The following is a 22,026-nucleotide window of genomic DNA, read 5'->3' on the forward strand; positions in this document are numbered from 1 at the left end:
CATGAGCAAGATTCTAATCGTAGTACGAGGGCGCACACGCGAGACGGTCTAGGGACCGTCCGGCGAAAGCCACGTGTGCGCTGCCCAAGGCCCTTCAGGGGCCTTTTTTATTGCTCGCATTTTCCGCCTTTTCAGCCACTTCGACGATCTCTCAGCGAAAACCCGGACTACGGGATGCAGCGGATCGATCGACCAGGAAACGGACCGAAACGATGACTGCCGGACAACGTAAAATGACGGGCGCCCAGATGGTCGTGCAGGCGATGGTCGACCACGGCGTCGAGCATCTCTTCGGCTATCCCGGCGGAGCGGTGCTGCCGATCTACGACGTTCTGTTCCAGCAGGATGCGATCAAGCACATCCTCGTCCGGCACGAGCAAGGCGCGGGACACGCGGCCGAGGGCTATGCCCGCTCGACCGGCAAGCCCGGCATGGTCCTCGTCACCTCCGGTCCCGGCGCCACCAACATGGTGACGCCGTTGCAGGATGCGCTGTCCGATTCAATTCCGATGGTCTGCATCACCGGCCAGGCGCCGACCATGCTGATCGGCTCCGACGCCTTCCAGGAATGCGATACCGTCGGCATCACCCGGCCGTGCACCAAGCACAATTGGCTGGTGAAGGACGTCGAGGATCTCAGCCGCGTCCTGCACGAGGCGTTCCACGTGGCCACCACCGGCCGGCCCGGCCCGGTCGTCGTCGATATCCCGAAAGACGTCCAGTTCGCGACCGGCACTTACACGCCGCCGCAGCCGATCCACCGGCACGAGAGCTATCGGCCGCAGCTCGAGGGCGACCACGAGCGCATCCGTGCGGCGATCGAGATGCTGGCGAATGCCAAGAAGCCGATCATCTATTCCGGCGGCGGCGTCATCAATTCGGGGCCTGAGGCGAGCCGTCTGTTGCGCGAGCTCGTCGCGGTCACCGGTTTCCCCATCACCTCGACGCTGATGGGGCTTGGCGCCTATCCGGCGTCCGGCGAGAACTGGCTCGGCATGCTCGGCATGCACGGCACCTACGAGGCGAACCTTGCCATGCATGACTGCGACGTCATGCTGTGCATCGGCGCGCGCTTCGACGACCGCATCACCGGCCGCCTCGACGCCTTCTCGCCGAACTCGAAGAAGATCCACATCGACATCGACCCGTCCTCGATCAACAAGATCGTCCGCGTCGAGCTGCCGATCATCGGCGATGTCGCGCATGTCCTCGCCGACATGGTCTCGACCTGGAAGGCCGAGAGCCGGCGCGCAGACCCTGAGGTGGCCGACTGGTGGGCGCGGATCAACGCCTGGCGCGGCCGCAACTGCCTGGCCTACAAGCCGAACGACCAGCTGATCATGCCGCAATACGCGATCCAGCGGCTCTACGAGCTGACCAAGGATCGCGACACCTACATCACCACCGAGGTCGGCCAGCATCAGATGTGGGCCGCGCAGTTCTATGGTTTCGAGGAGCCGAACCGCTGGATGACCTCCGGCGGCTTGGGGACGATGGGCTACGGCCTGCCGGCGGCTTTGGGCGTGCAGATCGCCCATCCCGACGCGCTGGTGATCGACATCGCCGGCGACGCCTCGGTGCAGATGACGATTCAGGAAATGTCGGCGGCGGTGCAGCACGACGCGCCGATCAAGATCTTCATCCTCAACAACCAGTACATGGGCATGGTCCGGCAGTGGCAGCAGCTGCTGCATGGCAACCGTCTGTCGCATTCCTACTCCGATGCGCTGCCGGACTTCGTGAAGCTCGCGGAAGCCTATGGCGGCGTCGGCATCCGCTGCGACAAGCCGGGAGACCTCGACGCGGCGATCCAGGAGATGATCGACGTGCGCCGGCCGGTGATCTTCGACTGCCATGTCGAGAACCTTGCCAACTGCTTCCCGATGATCCCGTCGGGCAAGGCGCATAACGAGATCCTGCTGCCCGACGAGGCGACGGACGACGCGGTCGCCAATGCCATCGACGCCAAGGGCGCTGCTCTCGTTTGAGGTATCGGGCACGCGCCGCCGAAAGGTGGCGCGTGCCTTTGCCGCCCGTCTCACGCCGCGCCGACCCGCGCCGCCAACGCCAGAGAACCCCATGAACCGCCCGATCCAGCCGCCGGCCTCTGCCTATTTCATCACCCAGGAGAAGGAGGCGGTCGAGACGCGCACCCTCGCGCTTCTCGTCGACAACGAGCCGGGGGTTCTGGCCCGCGTCATCGGTCTATTTTCCGGCCGCGGCTACAACATCGAGAGCCTCACCGTCTCCGAGACCGAGCACGCCAAGCACCTATCGCGCATCACCATCGTCACCCGCGGCACGCCACACCTCCTGGAACAGCTGAAGAGCCAGCTCGACCGCGTCGTGCCGGTGCACCGGGTGGTCGACCTGACGCTGCACGGCCGCGACGGCACGATGGACAGCCCGATCGAGCGCGAACTCGCGATCGTCAAGGTGGCCTGTTCCGGCGAGAACCGCGCCGAGGCCCTGCGCCTCAGCGATGCGCTGGGCGCCAGCATCATCGACGCCTCGGTGGAGCATTTCATCTTCGAGATCACCGGCCGGGTCTGGGAAGTCGACCAGTTCATCGCCCTGATGGCGCCGCTCGGCCTCGTCGAGCTCTGCCGCACCGGCGTCGCTGCCCTCTCGCGCGGCCGGCACGGGATGTAGGTTTCACCGGGAGGCGTGGCGGCCTCTCCTTCACCGGGGTGCGCGGGCGACCGCGGTCGGCCCCGAAGGAAAAACGATGTCCCTCGACGTCTTTCTCGCGCTGGTCACCTTCGCCTTCGTCTCGTCGGTGACGCCGGGGCCGAACAACATGATGCTGCTGGCGTCCGGCGTGAATTTCGGCTTCCTGCGCACGATCCCGCACATGCTGGGCATCGCGGTCGGTTTCGTCGCCTTGCTGCTTGCCGTTGGTTTCGGCCTCGGCGCCCTGTTAGCCGCTCTTCCGGTCCTCGAGACGGCTCTGAAATGGCTGAGTGCCGCCTATCTCATCTGGCTTGCGTGGAAGATCGGCAACTCGAGGGGCCTCGGCGAGGGCAGGGCGGGCGCCGTGCCGATGACCTTCCTGCAGGCGGCGGCCTTCCAGTGGGTCAACCCGAAAGCCTGGGCGATGGCGCTGGTCGCGATGGGTGCCTACACCAGCGCCGACCATCCGGTGACGTCCGTCTTCGTCGTCGGCTTCGCCTTCGGGCTCGTCAATTTTCCGAGCGTCTCGGTCTGGGCGGGCTTCGGCGTCGCGCTGCGGGGTTTCCTGTCCAATCCCGTTCGGCTGAAGTGGTTCAACATCGCGATGGGGGTGCTGCTCGCCCTGACGGTGGTCCCGATCCTTCTTTAGGCCCTGCGGCCGGCAAGCCGTGTTGCATCCGGCACCGACAGGCGTCGCATCCGGCCATGATCTGTGGCTAGATCGGGCTGCGGGGCCAGCGCGGTCAGGGGGAGAGCGGACATGAACCATGCCGGAGCGACAGCGACCGAAGCCTGCGTCGTCGCCGATAGCGGCCACTGTCCCGAAGGGTGGAACGAACCGGAGGGACGCGGCGTCATCGGCTGGCAGACGCTGATCTCGGCAGGACTGACGCCGACGGCGGGACTGACGGCGGGTATTGCGACGCTCGAGCCGGAAGGTTTCCTGGCGCCGCACCGGCACGCGCCGGACGAGATCTACTTCGTCCTGGAAGGACAGGTGCGGGTGACGATCGATGGTGTCGACCGCGAGATTGCCAAAGGCGACTGCCTTTTCATCCCAGGAATGGCCGAGCACGGCTCGCGGAACGTCTCGGCCGCGCGAGCGCGCGTCCTCTACGTCTTCCCGGTCGACGGCTTCGGCGATGTTACCTACCTCTTCTCCGGATCTGCGGCCGGCAACCCGCCGCAGGGGGCCGACCGGGGATGAAAACGGAAACGGCTGGTTCGTCCGGGTCTATCGCGTCCGATCGCTGCCGGCCGGGTGCCCCGAAGGGCGGGATAAGGGGTAAACCCGCGGTCTCCGACTTGCCCTCATCTCGGGAATCCTGTCTGTCGGCAGAATGAAATTCTCGCCCCAGCAAGATCAGGCCCTCCAGGCCGTCGCCACGTGGCTGCAGGATGGCGGCCAGCCGATCTTCCGGCTTTTCGGCTATGCCGGGACCGGCAAGACGACGCTCGCAAAACACTTTGCCGAGGGCATCGACGGCAGCGTGCAGTTCGCCGCCTTCACCGGCAAGGCGGCGCAGGTGCTGCGTTCAAAGGGCGCGAAGAGCGCGCGGACGCTGCATTCGCTGATCTACCGCCCGCGCGGGGAGGACGTGATCGCCGACGACACCGCCGGCACCGCCCGCGTCTCGCCGACGTTCTCCTTGAACCGCCAGAGCCCGGTCGCCAAGGCCAAGCTTATCATCGTCGACGAGTGCTCGATGGTCGACGAGGCACTCGGTCGCGACCTTCTGTCGTTCGGAACGCCGGTGCTGGTCCTCGGCGATCCCGGCCAGCTGCCGCCGGTCACCGGGGGCGGCTTCTTCACCGAGGCGCCGCCGGATTTCCTGCTGACTGAGATCCACCGCCAAGCGCGCGACAACCCGATCATCGCGCTCGCCATGGACGTGCGCGAGGGCAAGCCGCTGATGCTCGGCGACTATGGCGCAGCGCAGATCATCTCGAAGCAGGACGTCGACCGCGACCGGGTGCTCGCCGCCGACCAGGTGCTGGTCGGCACCAACCGCACCCGCCGGCGCTACAATGCGCGGCTGCGCGAGCTCAAAGGGTTCAAGGGCTTTCTCCCCTATGCCGGCGACAAGCTGGTGTGCCTGCGCAACGACCCGGCTAAGGGGCTGCTCAACGGCTCGCTCTGGCAGGTGATGACGGCATCGCCCGAGACGGTGAAGCCCGGCATCAACCTGATCGTGCGGCCGGACGACGACGACGTCGACCAGGGCGCGGCGAAGATCAAGCTGCTGAAGTCGGCCTTCGAGGCGCCGGACGAGGAAGTCGCCTGGGCGACCAAGAAGCGTTACGACGATTTCGATTACGGCTACGCGCTGACCGTCCACAAGGCGCAGGGCTCGCAGTGGAACGACGTGATGCTGTTCGACGAGAGCTGGGCCTTCAAGGACAGCCGCGAGCGCTGGCTCTATACCGCGATCACGCGGGCGGCGGAAAAACTCACCATCGTCAAATAGCTGCGACGCGAGCGATCCGGACACAGAAAAGCGGCGGTGGAGAGATCCACCGCCGCTTTTCTGTAAGGTGACTGGAGAAGGTTCAGCAGCCCGACGGGGTGAAATTCGCTGTCTTGTCGCTGATGCCGTCGAACTTGGCGGTGCAGCCGCCGCCAAGGTCGAGCGCCGCGCCGACAGCCACTTCCTTGTTGCCACTGCCGACGACCACGACGAAGGCCTTCTCCGGCGTCAGGCGGGAGAGGAACATGCGCTGCGTGCCGAAGGTCGCCGTCTGTCCGATCGTCAGGGCGGCGGGGCCTCCGGCGGTGGCCTGTGTCGGGGCGGGTGCCTCGCCAGCCGGAGCCTCGGCGCCTGCAGGTGCTGCCGCAGCCGCCGGGGCCGGCGCTGCCGGAGCCGGTGCGGCCGCTGCAGGCTCTGGCGCCGGAGCAGCCGGTGCGGGCGCAGGGGCAGCTTCCGGTGCCGGTGCCGGTGCGGCGGGGGCTGCCGGAGCCGGTGCTGCGGGGGCAGAAGCAGGAGCGGGGGCGCCTGGAGCCGCAGCCGCCTCGCCACCGCAGCCGGTAGCCTTGAAGGTGGCGGTACGGCCGTCGATCTTCACCAGCGTGACGCTGCAGCCATCGCCGAGATCAGCGGCGGCGCCGGTGGCGACGGGGATCTGTCCCTTGCCCTGGCTGCCGGCGAGGAACAGGAAGGCCTTGCCGTCGGGCGAGAGCCGGGTCAGGAAAACGCCCTTGCTGCCGAACATCGCGGTCTGGCCCACCATGATCGAGGTTCCGTCGGGCGACGGAGCGGCGGCAGGCGCCGCGGCAGCAGCCGGTGCGGGAGCAGCCGGAGCAGCGGGGGCGGGCGCGGCAGCAGCGGGTGCGGGTGCCGCCGGTGCAGCTTCCGCAGCCGGAGCAGGGGCGGCTGGTGCCGCCGGCGCTGCAGGCGCGCCTGCATTGCTGCAGTCGGTCGGGGCGAGGTAGGCCGCGGTGCCCGACACGCCGGCGAGCGTCACGTTGCAGCCGCCGCCGAGGTCGATCTTTCCGCCTGTGGCGGTTTCAGCGGGAGCTGCGCCCTCGGCGCCGAGCGAGGCACCCGTGTCGCTGACAGCCGCGACGGTCAGTCGCTTGTTGCCGAAGATCGCCGTCTGGCCGGCGAGAAGCACGGCGCCCGTATTGCCGATTTCAGCGGCGAGCGCGTCGGCCTTTCCGCCGCCGGCGGGCGCGGCTGCCGGAGGTGCCGGCGGCGGCGCTGCCGCGAGCGCATCGAGCTTGGCCTGCAGGGCGGCGATGCTCTGGGTAATCGTCTCGCCGGAGGCCTGACCGGCCGTTGCGGCCGCTGCTGCGGCATCGACCTTGGCGCCGAGCGCGGCGATCGCCTCGGCGGGGCCGGCGCTGGCGGCGGCTTGTGCGTTAATCGTTGTCTGAAGGCCGGCGAGCGGTGATTCGATCGCGGCGACCCGTGCGTCCAGCTGATCGAAGCGCGCGGTCTGTGCGTCCTCGATGTCGTCGACATCAGGGCCGAACAGCCATCCGACGAACAGTCCGATCAGGCCGGCGATCACCAGCGGCAGGAATCTCGAGCTACCCATTTCATTCTCCCAAACGGCCCTCCCAGGCCCATGCGGTCAGGGAACAAGTCTCGGCAGCGCCTGTCAACCACGCAAACCGGACGATGTGGCAAGCCGCCGCGGAGAAGCCGTCACCACGTGGGATGCGCCGAGGCGATGGCCGGACGCCCGCAGCAACTCTGACGCCGGCTGAGCTACTTTCCGCGCCGGCAGGACGGGACATCGGTCCCCAGAACGCTGGCTCTCTCCGGGCGACGGGTCTATGGATCGGCGGCGATTCGAGGAGGCCCGCATGCCGACGCAACTCTCCGTCAACATCAATGCCATCGCCATGCTGCGCAACCGGCGAGACCTGCCCTGGCCGAGCCTGACGCATCTCAGCCGCATCGCCCTCGCCAGCGGGGCGCATGGCCTGACGGTTCATCCACGGCCGGACCAGCGGCACATCCGCTTCGCCGACCTGCCGGACATCCGGGCGCTGATCGACGCCGAGTTTCCCGGCGCGGAGTTCAACATCGAGGGCTATCCGACGGAAGAGTTCCTGGTGCTGGCCGAGAGCGTTCGGCCCGAACAGGTCACGCTGGTGCCGGACGACCCCTCGCAGCCGACCTCCGATCACGGCTGGGACTTCGTCCGCGACGCCGCGCTGCTCGCGGACGTGGTGGCCCGGCTGAAGGCCGGCGGCGCCCGCGTCTCGCTGTTCGCCGACGCGGTGCCCTCCGCGATGGCGGATGCGGCGAAGACCGGCTGCGACCGCGTGGAACTCTATACCGGGCCCTATGGCGGCACGTTCGATGACGCAGCGGCGGCGGAAGCTGAAATCGAAAGGCTGGGCGCCACCGCCGATGCCGCGCTGGACAACGGGCTCGGCGTCAACGCCGGTCACGACCTGACGGTCGCGAACCTGCCGGCCCTCGTCCATCGCATCCCGGCCCTTGCGGAGGTCTCGATCGGCCACGGCCTCACCGCAGACGCGCTAGAATATGGCATGGCCGAAACGGTGCGGCGCTTCCGCCGTGCCTGCGGCCAGGCGATCTGATCCCCGCATCAGCGGATGCCAACGCTGCGTCAGGCTCCAATTTCCTGACGCGGCCGACAGGGTCAAAGCGCGATCGCTGGTCCGCAATGGCTCGCGAAGGCAAATCGTACGCGGTTCCGCGACGGCGTCTTGCCAGGCCAAACGCGATCCTGTAGGCAGTACCGTAACGTACGGTACGCGTGTGGTCGCCTTCGACCTCGGGGGCCGTCATCCGGAGCTGGAATGCAGCAGCAGGCTGAGATCGACGACACGCCCCTGACCGACCGCCAGCGCGAAGTGCTGGACGCGGCGCTGGGACTCCTCGTCGACTCTCGGGAGTCGCTGACCATGGGCGCCGTCGCCCAGCGTGCCAGCTGCTCCAAGGAAACGCTCTACAAATGGTTCGGCGGCCGCGACGGCTTGTTGACCGCGACCGTGCAGTTCCAAGCGTCCAAGGTGCGCTCCGTGCCGCTATCGCCGGACGGCCTGGACCGCGAGGCCCTGTTCTCCAACCTCGAGGGCTTCGCGCGCGACTGGCTGGCGGTGCTGTCGAGCGATACCTCTGTCGCGCTCAACCGTCTGGCGGTAGGGCAGGGCGGCTCGGACAAGCACGACCTCGGCGCCATTGTCCTCGAGAACGGGCCCTTCGCCATGCGGCGAAGGCTCGGCCCGGTGCTCGAGGCCGGACAGGCGGCGGGTCTCCTCGCCTTCGACAGCGTCGATGCTGCCTACCGGACCTTCTTCGGCCTCGTCGTGCGCGACATGCAGATCCGTCTCCTCCTCGGCGAGCGGCTGACGCTCGGTCCGGACGACATCGGCCGCGAGGCCGCCCGTGCAACGCAGCAGTTCTTCACGCTGCACGGCTCACCTTCGGCGGGCGACCCCCGCCGCTGACTGTTCTACCAAGCGGGGAGGCCGAACGGTTCCCCGACGATCAAAGGGAAGGAAACCCCATGCGTGTCTATTACGATCGTGACGCCGATCTCAACCTCATCAAGTCCAAGAAGGTCGCGATCATCGGCTATGGCAGCCAGGGTCGCGCCCATGCGCTGAACCTCAAGGATTCCGGCTGCACCGAGATCGCCGTGGCGCTCCGAGCGGGTTCCGCGACCGCCAAGAAGGCCGAGGCCGATGGCCTCAAGGTCATGTCCGTCGCCGAGGCCGCCGCCTGGGCGGACCTGATGATGATGGCGACCCCGGACGAACTCCAGGCCGAGATCTGGAAGGAAAGCATTGCCGACAACATCCGCGACGGTGCCGCCATCGCGTTTGCGCACGGCCTCAACGTCCACTTCAACCTGATCGAGCCGAAGAAGACCGTCGACGTCGTGATGATCGCGCCGAAGGGCCCGGGCCACACCGTGCGCGGCGAATACCAGAAGGGCGGCGGCGTGCCGTGCCTCGTCGCCATCGACCACGACGCCTCGGGCAACGCGCTCGACTTGGCTCTGTCCTACGCCTGTGGCGTTGGCGGCGGCCGTTCGGGCATCATCGAGACGACCTTCAAGGAAGAGTGCGAGACCGATCTCTTCGGCGAGCAGGCCGTGCTCTGCGGTGGCCTGGTCGAACTCATTCGCGCTGGCTTCGAGACCCTCGTCGAGGGCGGCTACGCCCCGGAGATGGCCTATTTCGAGTGCCTGCACGAGGTGAAGCTGATCGTCGACCTGATCTATGAAGGCGGCATCGCCAACATGAACTACTCGATCTCGAACACCGCCGAGTGGGGCGAGTACGTCACCGGCCCGCGCATCATCACCGCCGAGACCAAGGCCGAAATGAAGCGCGTCCTGCACGACATCCAGTCGGGCAAGTTCACCTCGGACTGGATGATGGAGAACAAGGCCGGCCAGGCACGCTTTAAGGGCATCCGCCGGATGAACGACCGTCACCAGATCGAGGAAGTCGGCGAGAAGCTTCGCGGCATGATGCCGTGGATTAAGTCGAACGCCTTGGTCGACAAGACCCGCAACTAACAGAAGCTTCGATGGGGTGTCGCGCCCCGTCAAAGAGCTGCCGCAGAACCAAAGAATGCGGCCCCTCCGGGCGTTTTAAAGATACCGGGTGAGGGCCCTTCCGACGAAATGCAGAGGCCGGTGGAGAATCCATCGGCCTTTTTCGTTCAGGTCTTGCCGGATATCAGGAAGGCCATGGCTTGTCCGTGCCGGCTTTATAGCTGATCTTGATCGTTCGTTAGCCTTTCATGCGGATAATGAGTGGGTGAACGAAACAGGAGGCAGACCATGACCAACCTGCCCGAACGGGAAGCCGACGGATCGGAACGCCGCGTTGCGCCGCGAGTCCGCACGCTGAAGCGCGCGAAAATCCTGTTCAACAACCACTACTCGACCTTCGATTGCATCGTTCGCAACATTTCATCGACCGGCGCGCTGCTGACCATCGACGAGGCGGCGCATCTGCCGAAGGTCTTCGATATCATCATCGGCGAAGAAAAGGTCGAGCGGCCGGCGCGTCTCGTCTACCGCCGGGGCATGCTGGCGGGCATTCGTTTTCTCGACGTCGTGTCCGAAGACGACGAGCAGGCCGCGCATTTTCCCTTGGTGCCGGCCGTGGCGGCATCGCCGCTGGCCGACAGCGCCAGTCCGGGGCACGTCCACCGCATTGTCCCCGAGACTCTCCCCAGGGCCATCGTCTGGAACATGCCCTGGGCTGGCCGGCAGGGCTGACGCCCACTCGCCTTTATTGAAGCTTCTCGTCGCCTTTTCTGGGCCACCCGTCGACGCACGTAGGCTGGCCCTTCGGCGTTTTCCGCACCCCGTTTCGTGATCGTATCGGCCGGCCGAATTGATCACTCTGCCTTGCATTCACCAGAGGAATGGTCATGTTGCCCTGCAGCATGAAGCCATCGAACGGTTCGTCGTGGACCGTACGTCGAGCGGCATACCGGACCAGCGGAGGCGCCTTATGCAGGCGGCGGTCCCCATCTGCTTCGGAGCGCGGTGTGTCCAGGCGGACGCAATGGCGGCCCGTATTTTTCAATTCCGGGGGCTTCTCTGACGGGCCGGTTCGCCCGATCGCAGGAGGCCCGGAGACGGCAATGAGAAAGGCGGAGCGATGCTTCTACGCGTCCTGTCCCGCATCGGTCTGTTCGCGGCCGTCCTGATCGCGGGCGGGTGCGCCGCCCGCTACAGCTTCAACGCGGTCGAGGTGGCCAAGACCGCGCTTCTCGGCATGGACCAGAAGGACATCCGGATGTGCGCCGGGTTTCCGAACCGCAGCTTCACCGAAGACGGCGTGACGATCTGGAGCTATGACGGGCCGTCGCGCTCCGGCGGCATCAACGTGTCGGCGCCGGTGCTGTTCGGCGCCGCCAATACCAATGTTTCCTTGCCGGGCGGCGGCAATTGCCGGGTGCAGATGCGGTTCATCGACGGCCGTCTCGACCGCCTGGCTTATTCCGGCGACAATGACGGTCCGCGGGGGCGTAATACGGTGTGCACGCCGGTCGTCGAAGGTTGCCTCGACTATGCCCAGAACTACCGCAAGGGCCGCCTCTATGGTCGCCCGTCGTCAGCGACCGCGCCGATGACCCCCCTGCCGACGGCCCCGGATCAGATCAAGACCGGCAGCATCCCGACAACGGTAACCGGAAGCTCCGAAGCAGCAACGCCTGCAACGGCAGTGAAAGAGCCCGCACCGGTCGACCCCGCCGTCGCCCGTGCCTTGCGCGACGAACAGGACGTCCGCGGCAACTGACGGCGGCATCAGAGAGGCAGGCGGTGTCCTCCCGAGCCGATCGTGCCGTTCCGCAAGGTCTGGTCGGTCAATGCTGAGGTCAACGACGGCGTTAAAGCAGCAAACCTTCCATGACAAATTAGCAACAACTGTTCCGCGTCAGTGCAAGACGCGGCCTCTCCGGTCTTGATTAAAACAAGACTGCTATTGTCACCTTCATCGTCAGGTCTGCCCTCGTCGAAGCCACTGAACGCATCCACAGTGCTGCGGCACAAGGGTTTGGCGTTCCCCGGTCAGAAAGAACGGGGGTCGATCTCTTACGCGCCGATCATCAGCCATGCAGTCCGCGCATTGGAGAGCTTGGCTGCCTGCATGTCCCCGGCGCTTGTCCTTGTCGTTGATTTATTTTATTTAATTTTCATCTGCAGACAAAGACAAAGACAAAGACAAACGCCGACGGCGAACCGCTGCTGATTTGCAATTTTCAGGCAGAATTCTCGATGCGCGCCACCGAAACGGTTGCGCGTAGCGTTGTGATCTTGCCTGCAAGTGTGCGAGTCATGTCGTTTGATCTTTGCTGCCGATCTTACTGATATACTGGGGGGAAAGATCAATGCTGAGCCTTGTATCGCAGACGATGGTAGGGCGGCGTATTTTGATTATCGAGGATGAAGTCGAGCCCGCGGCGGCGTTGCGGCGATCGATTATGGCTGAATCGGGCGTGGCGCTCGGGCCGGTCCCCGATATTGAAGAAGCACTTCGCTACATTCATTCGACCGGTCAGGTCGATTGCGTCATGCTCGATACGCGTCTTGCCGTTACGGTCGTCGGCACCGTCAACGACGTCTTTCTTTGTTACGGCATCGAGACCATCTTCGTGACGGGTCATGACGACTGGTTCGACGGAGATGCGGACGACTTTTACGCGCCGGCGCAGGAGCGATCGAGTGCCTATTAGGGCATGCTCGATGGGATGGATTTACCCAACCGAGGAAATCTGTTTCAGCTTCAGCAAGAGATTTCCCTCAGCATCTTTTCCGATGCAAGGCGCTCTCGGGCACGCAGACTCCGCCGGCCCCGAGACCATTGGCGCGAACTGACGGACAGGGCAGGGCGTCGGCGTGAAGCCTGAACGCACCCTTCCAGCGCGAGACGAGCCGCAAAAGGCTCTACGGCGTTAAAGAGCCGACGGCGAGGGCATCCTGAGCCGGACGCTGGGGCGTCAGCAAGGTGAACAGGCGGGCGTTCAGCAAGGCGACTTCCGAATGCATGGCGTCAACGAGCGAGCCGTCGAGCGCCGAATGCAGTTCACGGTCGATCGACTCCAGCATGATCCGCAGGCGGACCTGCATTTCCGCCCCGGATGCCGTGATCACTACCACCATCGCATTGGGATCGGTCGTATCCTCGACCCGCATCGCCAGATGCTGCTGGACCAGACGGGAGAGCAGCTTGGCGGCGGTGTCCGGCCGTATGTTGAGCTTGGCAGCCAACTGGTCGGGCGACATGGGCCGTGACCGCTCGAACGCCAGCAGAACTTCTTCCTGGCCGATCTGCAGTCCAAGCGCGGACAAGTTGATCGCCATCATCGAGCGGATCATCTTGGCTGTCGTCAGCAAAGCCGGAATGATCGTGTCGTGGAGATCGTTGGCGCGGTTTGCTGGAGCGATCATCGCTTACGTCCTTGCCCGGCGCAGTTAACGATAGCTAAATAATGACACGAATCCTTGCGCGGTCAAGATGCACTGAGTTCGTCGATATGCCCGTTATCAAGGCAAACCCGACTTGAACCCTGCAATCGTTGCTGTCATTCCCACCGACAGACTTGTGGGACGGCGGTTGCAGGGAACGACGCTGCCTTGATGCGATCGGCATTGAATGGTTGAAGCACGCGTCGCAGAATGCGGAATGCCCGATGAAACTGCCTGATCCCGACCAGAACGAACTCTTCGCCCTCGACCAGATCGCCGGCGCCCGCCGACCGGCCCTGCGCGCGGAAAAGGTCCAGGTAAAAGTCGCCGGACGAGCGGCGCTCCCGCGAATCGACGCCGACGAGGCGATGGCAGAGAGGCTCGCCAAGACCGGGCGCTACCGCATCCTCCGGCAATTGCTGCCGCGTCCGGCCATGGCGGCCTGGCCGCAACCTGGCGACGGGACACGGGTCGGCATCATCCTCGATACCGAGACGACCGGGCTCGATCACGGCAAGGACGAGATCATCGAACTCGGCATGGTCGCCTTCCTGTACGACGAGGCCGGTATCGGCGGGGTGATCGACGTCTTCAGCGCCTTGCACCAGCCGAGCCAGCCGATCTCGGCGGAGATCACCCGCATCACCGGCATCACCGACGAGATGGTGGCGGGTCAGGCGCTTGACCTCGAAGCGGTCGCCGCTTTCGTTGCACCTGCCGACCTCGTGATCGCGCACAATGCCCGCTTCGACCGGCCGTTCTGCGAGCGCTTCCTGCCGGGTCTCGATGCCAAGCCGTGGGCATGCTCGGTGGCGGAAATCGGCTGGGCGGGTTTCGGCTTCGAGGGAACCAAGCTCGGCTATCTCGTCTCCCAGGGCGGCTGGTTCCACAACGGTCACCGCGCCGTTGACGACTGCCATGCCCTGCTCGAGGTCTTGGCGGCGCAGCTGCCCGGCCGCGACGACACCGCGTTCGCCCATCTCCTCGCCTCGTCGCAGCGCCGCCGCGCGCGGATCTGGGCGGAAAACAGCCCGTTCCACACCAAGGACCTTTTGAAGGGACGCGGCTATCGCTGGAGCGACGGCAGCAACGGACAGCTGAAGAGCTGGTGGACCGAAGTGGACGAGGATTTGCACGCGGCCGAGATCCTGTTTCTGCAGCAGGAAATCTACCAGGGCCGCGCCGAGCCCTTCGTGCAATGGCTGACGGCGACGGAGCGCTTCAAGCGCTGATGCCGGAAGACGACGCCGGCAACGGTGGCAGAGCGGCGACCGTCTGTCGCAAAACCATGGTTCCCACCCGCATCGCCTTGCCGTCCTCGGCCGCTTGGCGGTAGAAGCGGCGACATTCGTCCTTTGAAATTCCGAAGCGGGATGCGCTCGGCATCCCGGCTCTTCGACATGCCCGCGAGGTTTCCGATGCCCGTCTATCGTTCCCGCACCACCACCCATGGCCGCAACATGGCCGGCGCCCGCGGCCTGTGGCGCGCCACCGGCATGAAGGACGGCGATTTCGGCAAGCCGATCATCGCGGTCGTCAACTCGTTCACGCAGTTCGTGCCCGGCCACGTCCACCTGAAGGACCTCGGCCAGCTCGTCGCCCGCGAGATCGAGGCGGCCGGCGGTGTCGCCAAGGAGTTCAACACCATCGCCGTCGACGACGGCATCGCGATGGGCCATGACGGCATGCTCTACTCGCTGCCCTCGCGCGAGCTGATCGCAGACAGCGTCGAGTACATGGTCAACGCGCACTGCGCCGACGCCATGGTCTGCATCTCCAACTGCGACAAGATCACGCCGGGCATGCTGATGGCGGCGCTGCGCCTCAACATTCCCGTCGTCTTCGTCTCGGGCGGCCCGATGGAGGCCGGCAAGGTGATCTGGCCGGACAATACCGAGAAGAAGCTCGACCTCGTCGACGCCATGGTCGCCGCCGCCGACGAGCGGATCTCGGACGAGGACGTAGCGACCATCGAGCGCTCGGCCTGCCCGACCTGCGGCTCGTGCTCGGGCATGTTCACCGCCAACTCCATGAACTGCCTGACCGAGGCGCTCGGCCTGTCGCTGCCGGGCAATGGCTCTACGCTGGCGACGCACGGCGACCGCCGCCGCCTCTTCGTCGAGGCCGGCCACCTCATCGTCGATCTCGCCAAGCGCCATTACGAGCAGGACGACATGAGCGTGCTGCCGCGGGCGATCGCGAGCTTCGAGGCCTTCGAGAACGCCATGACGCTCGACATCGCCATGGGCGGCTCGACCAATACGGTGCTGCATCTCCTCGCCGCCGCGCACGAGGGCGAGGTCGACTTCACCATGGCCGACATCGACCGCCTGTCGCGCCGCGTGCCGGTCTTGTGCAAGGTCGCGCCGGCGGTGGCCAATGTCCACATGGAGGACGTCCACCGCGCCGGCGGCGTGCTCGCTATCCTCGGCGAGCTCGACCGGGCCGGGCTGATCCACACCGATGTCGGCTCGGTGCATGCCGAGAGCCTCGGCGCCGCGCTGGACCGCTGGGACGTGATGCGCACCGACAGCCGGACGGTGCACGACTTCTTCCGCGCGGCGCCCGGCGGCGTGCCGACGCAGGTCGCCTTCAGCCAGGAGCGGCGGTTCGATGCGGTCGACAGCGACCGCGCCACCGGCGTCATCCGCGATCTCGCCCACGCCTATTCCACCGATGGCGGCCTTGCCGTGCTCTACGGCAATCTCGCGGAGGACGGCTGCATCGTGAAGACAGCCGGCGTCGACGCCTCGATCCTGACCTTCAAGGGGCCGGCGCGCATCTTCGAGAGCCAGGACTCCTCGGTGCAGGCGATTCTCGGCAACAAGATCAAGGCCGGCGACATCGTGCTCATCCGGTATGAGGGGCCGCGTGGTGGGCCGGGCATGCAGGAAATGCTCTATCCCACGAGCTATCTGAAGTCGAAGGGCCTCGGCAAGGACTGCGCCCTCATCACCGACGGACGGTTCTCCGGCGGCTCGTCGGGCCTCTCGATCGGCCACGTCTCGCCGGAAGCGGCCGAAGGCGGAATGATCGGCATCGTGGAAGAGGGCGACATCATCGAGATCGACATCCCGAACCGCCGGATCCACCTCGCCGTCGACGACAGCGTGCTGGCCGAGCGCCGGCTGGCGCAGGCGGAGAAGGGCTATGTGCCGGCCGAGGTGCGCAAGCGCAAGGTCACGACGGCGCTGAAGGCCTATGCGAAGTTTGCGACCAGCGCCGCCCGTGGCGCGGTGCGTCAGCTCGACTGACGCCACCAACGAACCGACTGCACATTATAAAAATGGCCGGCAGAGCATTTCGCTCTCCGGCCATTCTAGTTTGAGAGGAGGGGCGAGGCGCCCGCGCTATTTCGCGCGAACGCTCGCCTCGAGCACCGGCGCGCCCGGCAGCGTGGCCGAGCCGGTCGCGGCATCCGTCGGCAAGGTCGCGGGTGCGGCCGAGAGGCGGCGGGCATAGCGCTGGGCGATGGTCGCGCAAGCGAACAGCTGGATCTGATGGAACAGCATCAGCGGCAGCACGATGATCGACATCGCCTGGCCGGGGAAGAGGATGCCGGCCATCGGGATGCCGGTCGCCATGCTTTTCTTTGAGCCGCAGAAGACGATGGCGATCTCGTCTTCCTTGGAAAAGCCGAGCTTGCGGGCAGAGACGGTCGTCGCCACCAGCACGATGGCGAGGAGCACGACGTCGATGCCGGCGATGATCGCGAGTTCCTGCCAGCCGAGCAGCCCCCAGACGCCGGCGACCATGCCCTCGCTGAACGCGGCATAGACGACGATCAGCACCGAACCGCGGTCGACGACCGAGGTCAGCGTCTTGTGGCGCAGCAGCCAGGCGCCGATCAGCGGCCGCACGAGCTGTCCGGCCACGAACGGCGCGAGCAGTTGCAGTGCGATCTTCTCGAGCGCGTCGAGGCTGAGCACGTTCTGCTGGCTGCGGGCGAGGAGGACGATCAGGATCGGCGTGACGATCATGCCGAGGAGGTTGCTGACCGAGGCGCTGGTGAGCGCGGCCGGCACGTTGCCGCCGGCCATCGAGGTGAAGGCGATCGACGACTGCACGGTCGAGGGCAGCACGGAAAGGAAGATGATGCCGAGCAGCAGCTCCTGCGGCAGGAACGGCGCGGCGAGGGCGGCGGCGCCAAGTCCGAGCAGCGGGAACAGGATAAACGTCGAGGAGAAGACGAGCCCCTGGAGGCGCCAGTGCAGCAAGCCTGCCCAGACCGCCTTCGGCGACAGCCTGGCACCGTAGAGGAAGAACAGGAAGGCGATCGCGCCGTAGGTGATCCAATCCAGCGCTTCCGCCGCCTGGCCGCGGGCCGGAATGACGGCGGCAAGGACCACTGTCAGGATGAGCAGCAGCAGGAAGCGGTCGAGGGGAATGCGGTCGAGAAGGGATTTAAGGCGCATGGGTCCGTTCGTCTCATTGCATAACCGCAGGAGCGATACGCCTCGGGGCACACCGGGGCAATGCCGCCCCGCGCGTTTGCCGCTTACCCTTTGTTACGATTCCGCTATGCGCCTCTCGTCTTCGGATTATATTCGCCCTGAGAAGGATCATCCTTCGGGAGGGCTGACGTGAATTTCAGGGCAACAGTGCTGTCTCTTGGGCTGGCGGTCGTGGCGCTCGCCGGGTGCGAGACGGTGAGCGACGGATATTACGAGGGGCCGCGGGGCTATGATCGCCCCAATGTCTACCGGGTCGAGCCGGACTACCGCTACTCCGATCGCCGCATCCCGCCACCCTACTATCGCGATGGCTCTTACCGCGATGGCTATGGGCGTCCTGGCCGGGATCGCTACGACCGCTACGACCGGCGCGACGATCGCCGCGACAGGGATGACCGCCGCGACCGTGACCGGGGCGACGGGCGCGATCGGGGAGACCGCGCGGACCGCAACCCGCCCGGCCGATCGTCGCCGGCGACTGTCCGGATCCAGGAACCGCCGCCGCGCCAAGCCGCCAGTGCCCCGCAGCGTCCTCCGCGCGGCTACACGCCGCCGGTGCGCAATTCCGAGGGCAGGGAGGATCGGCAAGGTGGTAGCCGGACTTGCCGGATCATTGAGGGCCAGCCGGTGGGCGCGGGCTGCCAGTAAGGCGCCATCCGTCGACAATGGTGCGGGAGGGCGCTCTGCCCTTCTGCCCGTCAAAGTCTATCTTCGATGGGGTGCATGCACCCCATCGATGATGCTCCGGCAGACCTGATCCGAAGGTGCTGGGCGAGGCGGGGCGGGCGCTATCCCGCCTTTGGCCAGACCGTCCATCCCTTGCAGGAGGCCGCGGCCGCGCAAGTGGCTCCTGGTTATTCCGTCGTCGCGTCGCCGATGGCGTGAGCATTGCCCCGATGATCGCGAGAAATCGACCAGCAGCCTGGTCACCGACACAACATTGGAAAGCGTTCTGGTGCATCCTGTCGCCAGCAGGGTACCTTGAGACCTGCAGCACGATCGGAGCGACCGGTGTATGACATCTTCAAGATGCTCCACGTGCTGGGCGTCGTCGTCCTCCTCGGCAACGTGACCATCACCGCCTTTTGGAAGGTCCTGGCCGACATGAGCCGCAACCCCGTCGTGATCGCGCACGCGCAGCGCGGCGTCGCCGTTGCGGACTGGCTTTTTACCTTGGTGGGAATTCTTCTCATCCTCGGAGGCGGGATCGGAGCGGCCCGTGTCGCCGAGATGCCGCTTCTCGGCGCCGATTGGCTGATCGCCGGCGAGGCATTGTTCGGGCTGTCCGGTCTTATCTGGCTTCTGGTGCTCGTGCCCCTGCAGATCCGCCAGGGGCGGATGGCGCGCAGCTTTGCCGGCGGCGGCGATATCCCGGAGCGCTACTTCAGGGACTCTCGGGCATGGCTGATCTGGGGCATCATCGCCACGGTCCCGCTGGTGGCGGCGCTCTACGTCATGATCGCCAAGCCCTGACATTTTGCTGCGACGGAGAGTTGGTCACGATTGCAGGCTGGCGGCTGGAAAACGGCGGCGAAGGGCGTAAGTGTTGGGTCTTAACGACCTCGCGAGCGCGTATGACCCTGTCATCCTTCCTGGCCCTTTGCTTCTTCATTCTCCTGTCGCTTGCCGTCGCGAGCTCCGGCGCGATCTTCCGGCCGGGCGAATGGTATGCGCGCCTGGCCAAGCCCGACTGGACGCCGCCGAACTGGGCGTTTCCCGTGGTCTGGAGCATCCTTTTCCTGCTGATGGCCGTCTCCGGCTGGCTGGTCTGGCGGCAGGTTGGCGCCGACGTCGCGGTGTTCACGCCCTTTGCGGTACAGATGGTGTTGAACGCCATGTGGTCCTGGCTGTTCTTCGGTCGGCGCCGGCCCGATCTGGCCCTCGTCGACCTTGCGGCTCTCTGGCTCGGCATTGCCGCGACGATCGCAAGCTTTGCTTCCGTCAGCGCCATGGCGGCGTGGATGCTCGCGCCGTATCTCGTGTGGGTCAGCATTGCCGGCTGCCTCAACTGGTCGGTCTGGCGCCGCAATCCAGGCGCCTTCGGCGCCGCCTGAGCCTCAGGGCCGAAGCCTTGCAATGACGTCGGCGACGTGGGCAAGCCCGCCGAGCGACAGCCAGAGCGCCACGGACGGCAAGCCGCCGCCCGAGAGCGAGGCGTTGAGGGCGAGGATCAGGAACAGGCCCGACAGACCGTTGGCGATCACGGTCACGGCGGGTCGCCGGGCGATGAGGACGAGGCAGAGCGCCTCCACGAGAAGAATGCCGCTCGCGATGAAGGCGATGTTGCCGTCCCGGAAAAGCGCCTCGAGGTCGGACGGGCTCATTCGGCGATCAATCGGAAGACGTGCCCCATGTCCTTGAGGAACACGCGCAGATAGGCCATCGGCTCAGCGCGGACGAGAGTCTTGTCGAGATAGGATGTCCAGACCAGGCGCTGGATGTCGGCATCGCCACACAAGGCGGCAAAGCGTTCGCGCCGCCGGTCGCTGTGGTACCAGAAGGCCTGCATAAGGCCGAGGACCAGGAACACCTTCCCATGCTCGCGCATGAACCGGCGGCGGGCCTGCGCCAGGGCACCGGCTTTCGCGGTCGACAGAAAGGCGTGCGCCGCCTCTCCTGCGAGCTGGCCACCCCGCATGGCGTAGTAGATGCCCTCGCCTGAAGCGGGGGCGACGACGCCGGCGGCATCGCCGGCGAGCAGCGCGTCGCGGCCATTGTCCCAGCGCCTCAAAGGCTTCAGGGGCAAGGGTGCTCCCTCCCGGCGAAGGGTCGGCTGTCCCGCAAGGCCTGCCGCTTCGCGCAACGCACGCGTTGCTTGCCGAAGGTCGAAGCCCTTGACGGCGCTGCCGACGCCGACGCTCGTCGTTTCGCCATGCGGGAAAACCCAGCCATAGAAGTCCGGCGAGAGGCGCGAGGGGTAGTGGATGTCGCAGCGCTGGGGATCGAACCCTGTGGTGGCAGAGGCGGCGGCCAGCGGCGAGCGGACGATCTCGTGATAGGCGAAGACGAAGGGCGGCTTCTTCTCCTCGTTGAACAAAGCGCGCCGCACGCGGGAGCCTGCCCCGTCCGCGCCGATGACGAGGCGGGCCGAGACACGGACCGGTGTGCCGTCCTGCCGCGTTAGCGACAGGTCCAGCCCGCCCCCGGCGGCGCGCTCGGCCGACCGGAACGTCGCGGTCAGTCGCTCGGCACCGGCCGCGGCGGCGCGGTTGCGCAGGAACGGGTCGAAGGCCTCGCGGTCGACCATGCCGACGAAACCGCTGTCGATCCGCATGTCGATGGCGGCGGCGGAAGGGGCGATGATGCGGGCCGACCGGATGCGCGCCGTCAGCAGCGCGGGCGGAATGGCGAAGTCGCGGATCAGGCGGGTGGGAATGGCGCCGCCGCAGGGCTTGATCCGGCCGGCGCGGTCGACGAGCAGCACCCGCCGGCCGTCGCGTGCCAGCGTTTCGGCCGCCGTTGCGCCGGCTGGCCCGCCCCCGACGACGACGACGTCGTAGGCCGGGCTCACGGAATGGCCATGGCACGCAGCGCGAAGGCCGACACCATCATCCCGAGGACGAAGAGCGTCGTGCCGGTGGCATTGTACCAGGCGGCATGGCGCAGCGGATTGCCGAGGAGGCGCGGCATCAAGAAGGTCTGCCCGGCGAGGAGGAAAGTGACGATCAGGGCGGCAACATCGAACTGCCAGCGCAGGAGGAGGACGATCACCACCAGCTGGGGCACCGCCATGACCGCACAGGCGAGCCGTGCCGCCGCGTCGACCCCGAGGCGTGCCGGCAGGCTGGCCAGCCCCATCTGCCGGTCTCCCTCGACGGATTTGAAGTCGTTCAGCGTCATGATGCCATGGGCGCCGAGGCTGTAGAGCGCGGCGATCGCCACCGTCGGCCAGCCGGGAAATCCGCCGGATGCTGCGGCGGCCGCGGTGAACCAGGGCAGCCCCTCGTAGCAGAGCCCGACGGCGCCCGGTCCCACCCAGCCGCTGCGCTTCAACCGCAAGGGTGGGGCGCTGTAGATCCAGGCGAGCACTAGACCGAGCACGGCGGCGCCGAGCACAAACGGACCGAGGAGGGCGCCCACCACCAGCGAGAGGGCGGTGTTGGCGATGGCGACCCAGAGGCCCCACTGGCCCGGCATGCGGCCGGAGGGAATGACGCGGCCGGGTTCGTTGATCGCGTCGACCTCGCGGTCGAACCAGTCGTTCACCGCCTGGCTGGTGCCGCACACTAGCGGGCCAGCCAGGAGAATGCCGCCGGCCACATAGACCCAGCGCTCGCTGAGCTCCGCGCCGGAGGAGACAGTGCCGCAGGCATAAGCCCACATCGGCGCGAACCAGGTGATCGGCTTCAGCAATTCGAGCACGGCCGCAGCCTTGGGCAGGCCTTGCCGGTGACCCAAAGCGAAGGGCTCGAACATTCGCAGGCTCCCAGTCGGTTCAAGATACGACGTCATTCAAGGTTGACATCATCACGTCGTCGAT

General features: G+C 66.3%; 22 protein-coding genes. 16 read left to right on the forward strand and 6 right to left on the reverse strand.

The features are described 5' to 3' along the window. The first annotated feature begins 212 nt into the window (after positions 1 to 212). From ACZLZQ_RS12285 to ACZLZQ_RS12305, 5 genes are all read left to right on the forward strand, one after another. A complete protein-coding gene (locus ACZLZQ_RS12285; protein ID WP_472932561.1) occupies positions 213 to 1,988 on the forward strand; it encodes an acetolactate synthase 3 large subunit in 1,776 nt (591 codons plus the stop codon). A gap of 91 nt (positions 1,989 to 2,079) precedes the next feature. Further along, positions 2,080 to 2,652, forward strand: coding sequence for an acetolactate synthase small subunit (ilvN, locus tag ACZLZQ_RS12290; RefSeq protein ID WP_472932559.1), 573 nt, complete (start codon positions 2,080 to 2,082; stop codon positions 2,650 to 2,652). A gap of 76 nt (positions 2,653 to 2,728) precedes the next feature. Then, positions 2,729 to 3,322 carry a LysE family translocator gene (locus ACZLZQ_RS12295; RefSeq protein ID WP_472949597.1) on the forward strand — a complete coding sequence of 198 codons (594 nt, stop codon included), beginning with the start codon at positions 2,729 to 2,731 and terminating at the stop codon, positions 3,320 to 3,322. Between the two features lie 111 nt (positions 3,323 to 3,433). Beyond that, positions 3,434 to 3,880, forward strand: a complete 447-nt coding sequence (locus ACZLZQ_RS12300; protein ID WP_472949598.1) for a cupin domain-containing protein — start codon at positions 3,434 to 3,436, stop codon at positions 3,878 to 3,880. A gap of 133 nt (positions 3,881 to 4,013) precedes the next feature. Beyond that, positions 4,014 to 5,141, forward strand: coding sequence for an ATP-dependent DNA helicase (locus tag ACZLZQ_RS12305; protein ID WP_472932554.1), 1,128 nt, complete (start codon positions 4,014 to 4,016; stop codon positions 5,139 to 5,141). Positions 5,142 to 5,223: 82 nt separating this feature from the next. Here ACZLZQ_RS12305 and ACZLZQ_RS12310 read toward each other — a convergent pair whose 3' ends face one another. Further along, complete coding sequence (locus tag ACZLZQ_RS12310; RefSeq protein ID WP_472949599.1) at positions 5,224 to 6,711, reverse strand: hypothetical protein; 1,488 nt, start codon at positions 6,709 to 6,711, stop codon at positions 5,224 to 5,226. A gap of 271 nt (positions 6,712 to 6,982) precedes the next feature. Here ACZLZQ_RS12310 and ACZLZQ_RS12315 point away from each other — a divergent pair, with 271 nt between their 5' ends. The 6 genes from ACZLZQ_RS12315 (at position 6,983) to ACZLZQ_RS12340 (ending at position 12,359) form a co-directional block, all read left to right on the forward strand. Further along, positions 6,983 to 7,729 carry a pyridoxine 5'-phosphate synthase gene (locus ACZLZQ_RS12315; protein ID WP_472949600.1) on the forward strand — a complete coding sequence of 249 codons (747 nt, stop codon included), beginning with the start codon at positions 6,983 to 6,985 and terminating at the stop codon, positions 7,727 to 7,729. Positions 7,730 to 7,951: 222 nt separating this feature from the next. After that, positions 7,952 to 8,602 (forward strand): TetR/AcrR family transcriptional regulator C-terminal domain-containing protein, encoded by a 651-nt coding sequence (locus ACZLZQ_RS12320; RefSeq protein WP_472949601.1) that lies wholly within the window; start codon positions 7,952 to 7,954, stop codon positions 8,600 to 8,602. Positions 8,603 to 8,661: 59 nt separating this feature from the next. Further along, the gene (gene ilvC / locus ACZLZQ_RS12325; protein ID WP_472932546.1) at positions 8,662 to 9,681 is read left to right on the forward strand and encodes a ketol-acid reductoisomerase; all 1,020 of its coding nucleotides are present in this window, start codon (positions 8,662 to 8,664) and stop codon (positions 9,679 to 9,681) included. Positions 9,682 to 9,948: 267 nt separating this feature from the next. Then, on the forward strand, positions 9,949 to 10,392 hold the full coding sequence (locus ACZLZQ_RS12330; protein WP_472937149.1) for a PilZ domain-containing protein: 444 nt from the start codon (positions 9,949 to 9,951) through the stop codon (positions 10,390 to 10,392). 388 nt (positions 10,393 to 10,780) lie between these two features. Further along, the gene (locus ACZLZQ_RS12335; protein ID WP_472949602.1) at positions 10,781 to 11,422 is read left to right on the forward strand and encodes a hypothetical protein; all 642 of its coding nucleotides are present in this window, start codon (positions 10,781 to 10,783) and stop codon (positions 11,420 to 11,422) included. A gap of 592 nt (positions 11,423 to 12,014) precedes the next feature. After that, a complete protein-coding gene (locus tag ACZLZQ_RS12340; protein ID WP_472932540.1) occupies positions 12,015 to 12,359 on the forward strand; it encodes a response regulator in 345 nt (114 codons plus the stop codon). Positions 12,360 to 12,570: 211 nt separating this feature from the next. Here the strand turns inward: ACZLZQ_RS12340 and ACZLZQ_RS12345 are convergent, their stop codons facing one another. Beyond that, positions 12,571 to 13,074, reverse strand: a complete 504-nt coding sequence (locus ACZLZQ_RS12345; RefSeq protein WP_472932538.1) for a MarR family winged helix-turn-helix transcriptional regulator — start codon at positions 13,072 to 13,074, stop codon at positions 12,571 to 12,573. 242 nt (positions 13,075 to 13,316) lie between these two features. Here ACZLZQ_RS12345 and ACZLZQ_RS12350 point away from each other — a divergent pair, with 242 nt between their 5' ends. Beyond that, positions 13,317 to 14,324, forward strand: a complete 1,008-nt coding sequence (locus tag ACZLZQ_RS12350; RefSeq protein WP_472949603.1) for a 3'-5' exonuclease — start codon at positions 13,317 to 13,319, stop codon at positions 14,322 to 14,324. A gap of 186 nt (positions 14,325 to 14,510) precedes the next feature. Then, entirely contained in the window at positions 14,511 to 16,346 is a 1,836-nt protein-coding gene (gene ilvD / locus ACZLZQ_RS12355; protein WP_472949604.1) for a dihydroxy-acid dehydratase, read from the forward strand. 96 nt (positions 16,347 to 16,442) lie between these two features. Here the strand turns inward: ilvD and ACZLZQ_RS12360 are convergent, their stop codons facing one another. Next, complete coding sequence (locus ACZLZQ_RS12360; protein ID WP_472949605.1) at positions 16,443 to 17,507, reverse strand: bile acid:sodium symporter family protein; 1,065 nt, start codon at positions 17,505 to 17,507, stop codon at positions 16,443 to 16,445. A gap of 168 nt (positions 17,508 to 17,675) precedes the next feature. Here ACZLZQ_RS12360 and ACZLZQ_RS12365 point away from each other — a divergent pair, with 168 nt between their 5' ends. The 3 genes from ACZLZQ_RS12365 (at position 17,676) to ACZLZQ_RS12375 (ending at position 19,600) form a co-directional block, all read left to right on the forward strand. After that, positions 17,676 to 18,194 (forward strand): hypothetical protein, encoded by a 519-nt coding sequence (locus tag ACZLZQ_RS12365; protein WP_472949606.1) that lies wholly within the window; start codon positions 17,676 to 17,678, stop codon positions 18,192 to 18,194. A 363-nt stretch (positions 18,195 to 18,557) separates the two neighbouring features. After that, a complete protein-coding gene (locus tag ACZLZQ_RS12370) occupies positions 18,558 to 19,019 on the forward strand; it encodes a DUF2269 family protein (RefSeq protein WP_472949607.1) in 462 nt (153 codons plus the stop codon). A gap of 101 nt (positions 19,020 to 19,120) precedes the next feature. Next, positions 19,121 to 19,600 carry a TspO/MBR family protein gene (locus tag ACZLZQ_RS12375; RefSeq protein ID WP_472932528.1) on the forward strand — a complete coding sequence of 160 codons (480 nt, stop codon included), beginning with the start codon at positions 19,121 to 19,123 and terminating at the stop codon, positions 19,598 to 19,600. A 3-nt stretch (positions 19,601 to 19,603) separates the two neighbouring features. On the opposite strand, the gene ACZLZQ_RS12380 is transcribed toward ACZLZQ_RS12375, so the two are convergent. From ACZLZQ_RS12380 to chlG, 3 genes are read right to left on the reverse strand one after another with little or no spacing between them, the layout of a single operon-like run. After that, complete coding sequence (locus tag ACZLZQ_RS12380) at positions 19,604 to 19,870, reverse strand: hypothetical protein (RefSeq protein WP_472949608.1); 267 nt, start codon at positions 19,868 to 19,870, stop codon at positions 19,604 to 19,606. After that, positions 19,867 to 21,057, reverse strand: a complete 1,191-nt coding sequence (locus tag ACZLZQ_RS12385) for a geranylgeranyl diphosphate reductase (protein WP_472949609.1) — start codon at positions 21,055 to 21,057, stop codon at positions 19,867 to 19,869. The genes ACZLZQ_RS12380 and ACZLZQ_RS12385 overlap by 4 nt, the downstream gene beginning before the upstream one ends. Continuing rightward, a complete protein-coding gene (chlG, locus tag ACZLZQ_RS12390; protein ID WP_472949610.1) occupies positions 21,054 to 21,962 on the reverse strand; it encodes a chlorophyll synthase ChlG in 909 nt (302 codons plus the stop codon). Before chlG ends, ACZLZQ_RS12385 begins: the two co-directional genes overlap by 4 nt. Between the last annotated feature and the right edge of the window lie 64 nt (positions 21,963 to 22,026).

The organism is Mesocryomonas lacus, assembly GCF_055730105.2.

What these genes read in the sequence shown, in the direction of transcription:
- ACZLZQ_RS12320 (WP_472949601.1), top strand. Translation starts at nt 7,952, where the DNA reads ATGCAGCAGCAGGCTGAGATCGACGACACGCCCCTGACCGACCGCCAG.
- ACZLZQ_RS12340 (WP_472932540.1), top strand. Translation starts at nt 12,015, where the DNA reads ATGCTGAGCCTTGTATCGCAGACGATGGTAGGGCGGCGTATTTTGATT.
- ACZLZQ_RS12305 (WP_472932554.1), top strand. Translation starts at nt 4,014, where the DNA reads ATGAAATTCTCGCCCCAGCAAGATCAGGCCCTCCAGGCCGTCGCCACG.
- ACZLZQ_RS12295 (WP_472949597.1), top strand. Translation starts at nt 2,729, where the DNA reads ATGTCCCTCGACGTCTTTCTCGCGCTGGTCACCTTCGCCTTCGTCTCG.
- ACZLZQ_RS12330 (WP_472937149.1), top strand. Translation starts at nt 9,949, where the DNA reads ATGACCAACCTGCCCGAACGGGAAGCCGACGGATCGGAACGCCGCGTT.
- ilvC (WP_472932546.1), top strand. Translation starts at nt 8,662, where the DNA reads ATGCGTGTCTATTACGATCGTGACGCCGATCTCAACCTCATCAAGTCC.
- ilvN (WP_472932559.1), top strand. Translation starts at nt 2,080, where the DNA reads ATGAACCGCCCGATCCAGCCGCCGGCCTCTGCCTATTTCATCACCCAG.
- ACZLZQ_RS12350 (WP_472949603.1), top strand. Translation starts at nt 13,317, where the DNA reads ATGAAACTGCCTGATCCCGACCAGAACGAACTCTTCGCCCTCGACCAG.
- ACZLZQ_RS12335 (WP_472949602.1), top strand. Translation starts at nt 10,781, where the DNA reads ATGCTTCTACGCGTCCTGTCCCGCATCGGTCTGTTCGCGGCCGTCCTG.
- ACZLZQ_RS12375 (WP_472932528.1), top strand. Translation starts at nt 19,121, where the DNA reads ATGACCCTGTCATCCTTCCTGGCCCTTTGCTTCTTCATTCTCCTGTCG.
- chlG (WP_472949610.1), bottom strand. Translation starts at nt 21,962, where the DNA reads ATGTTCGAGCCCTTCGCTTTGGGTCACCGGCAAGGCCTGCCCAAGGCT.
- ACZLZQ_RS12380 (WP_472949608.1), bottom strand. Translation starts at nt 19,870, where the DNA reads ATGAGCCCGTCCGACCTCGAGGCGCTTTTCCGGGACGGCAACATCGCC.
- ACZLZQ_RS12345 (WP_472932538.1), bottom strand. Translation starts at nt 13,074, where the DNA reads ATGATCGCTCCAGCAAACCGCGCCAACGATCTCCACGACACGATCATT.
- ilvD (WP_472949604.1), top strand. Translation starts at nt 14,511, where the DNA reads ATGCCCGTCTATCGTTCCCGCACCACCACCCATGGCCGCAACATGGCC.
- ACZLZQ_RS12360 (WP_472949605.1), bottom strand. Translation starts at nt 17,507, where the DNA reads ATGCGCCTTAAATCCCTTCTCGACCGCATTCCCCTCGACCGCTTCCTG.
- ACZLZQ_RS12310 (WP_472949599.1), bottom strand. Translation starts at nt 6,711, where the DNA reads ATGGGTAGCTCGAGATTCCTGCCGCTGGTGATCGCCGGCCTGATCGGA.
- ACZLZQ_RS12300 (WP_472949598.1), top strand. Translation starts at nt 3,434, where the DNA reads ATGAACCATGCCGGAGCGACAGCGACCGAAGCCTGCGTCGTCGCCGAT.
- ACZLZQ_RS12315 (WP_472949600.1), top strand. Translation starts at nt 6,983, where the DNA reads ATGCCGACGCAACTCTCCGTCAACATCAATGCCATCGCCATGCTGCGC.
- ACZLZQ_RS12285 (WP_472932561.1), top strand. Translation starts at nt 213, where the DNA reads ATGACTGCCGGACAACGTAAAATGACGGGCGCCCAGATGGTCGTGCAG.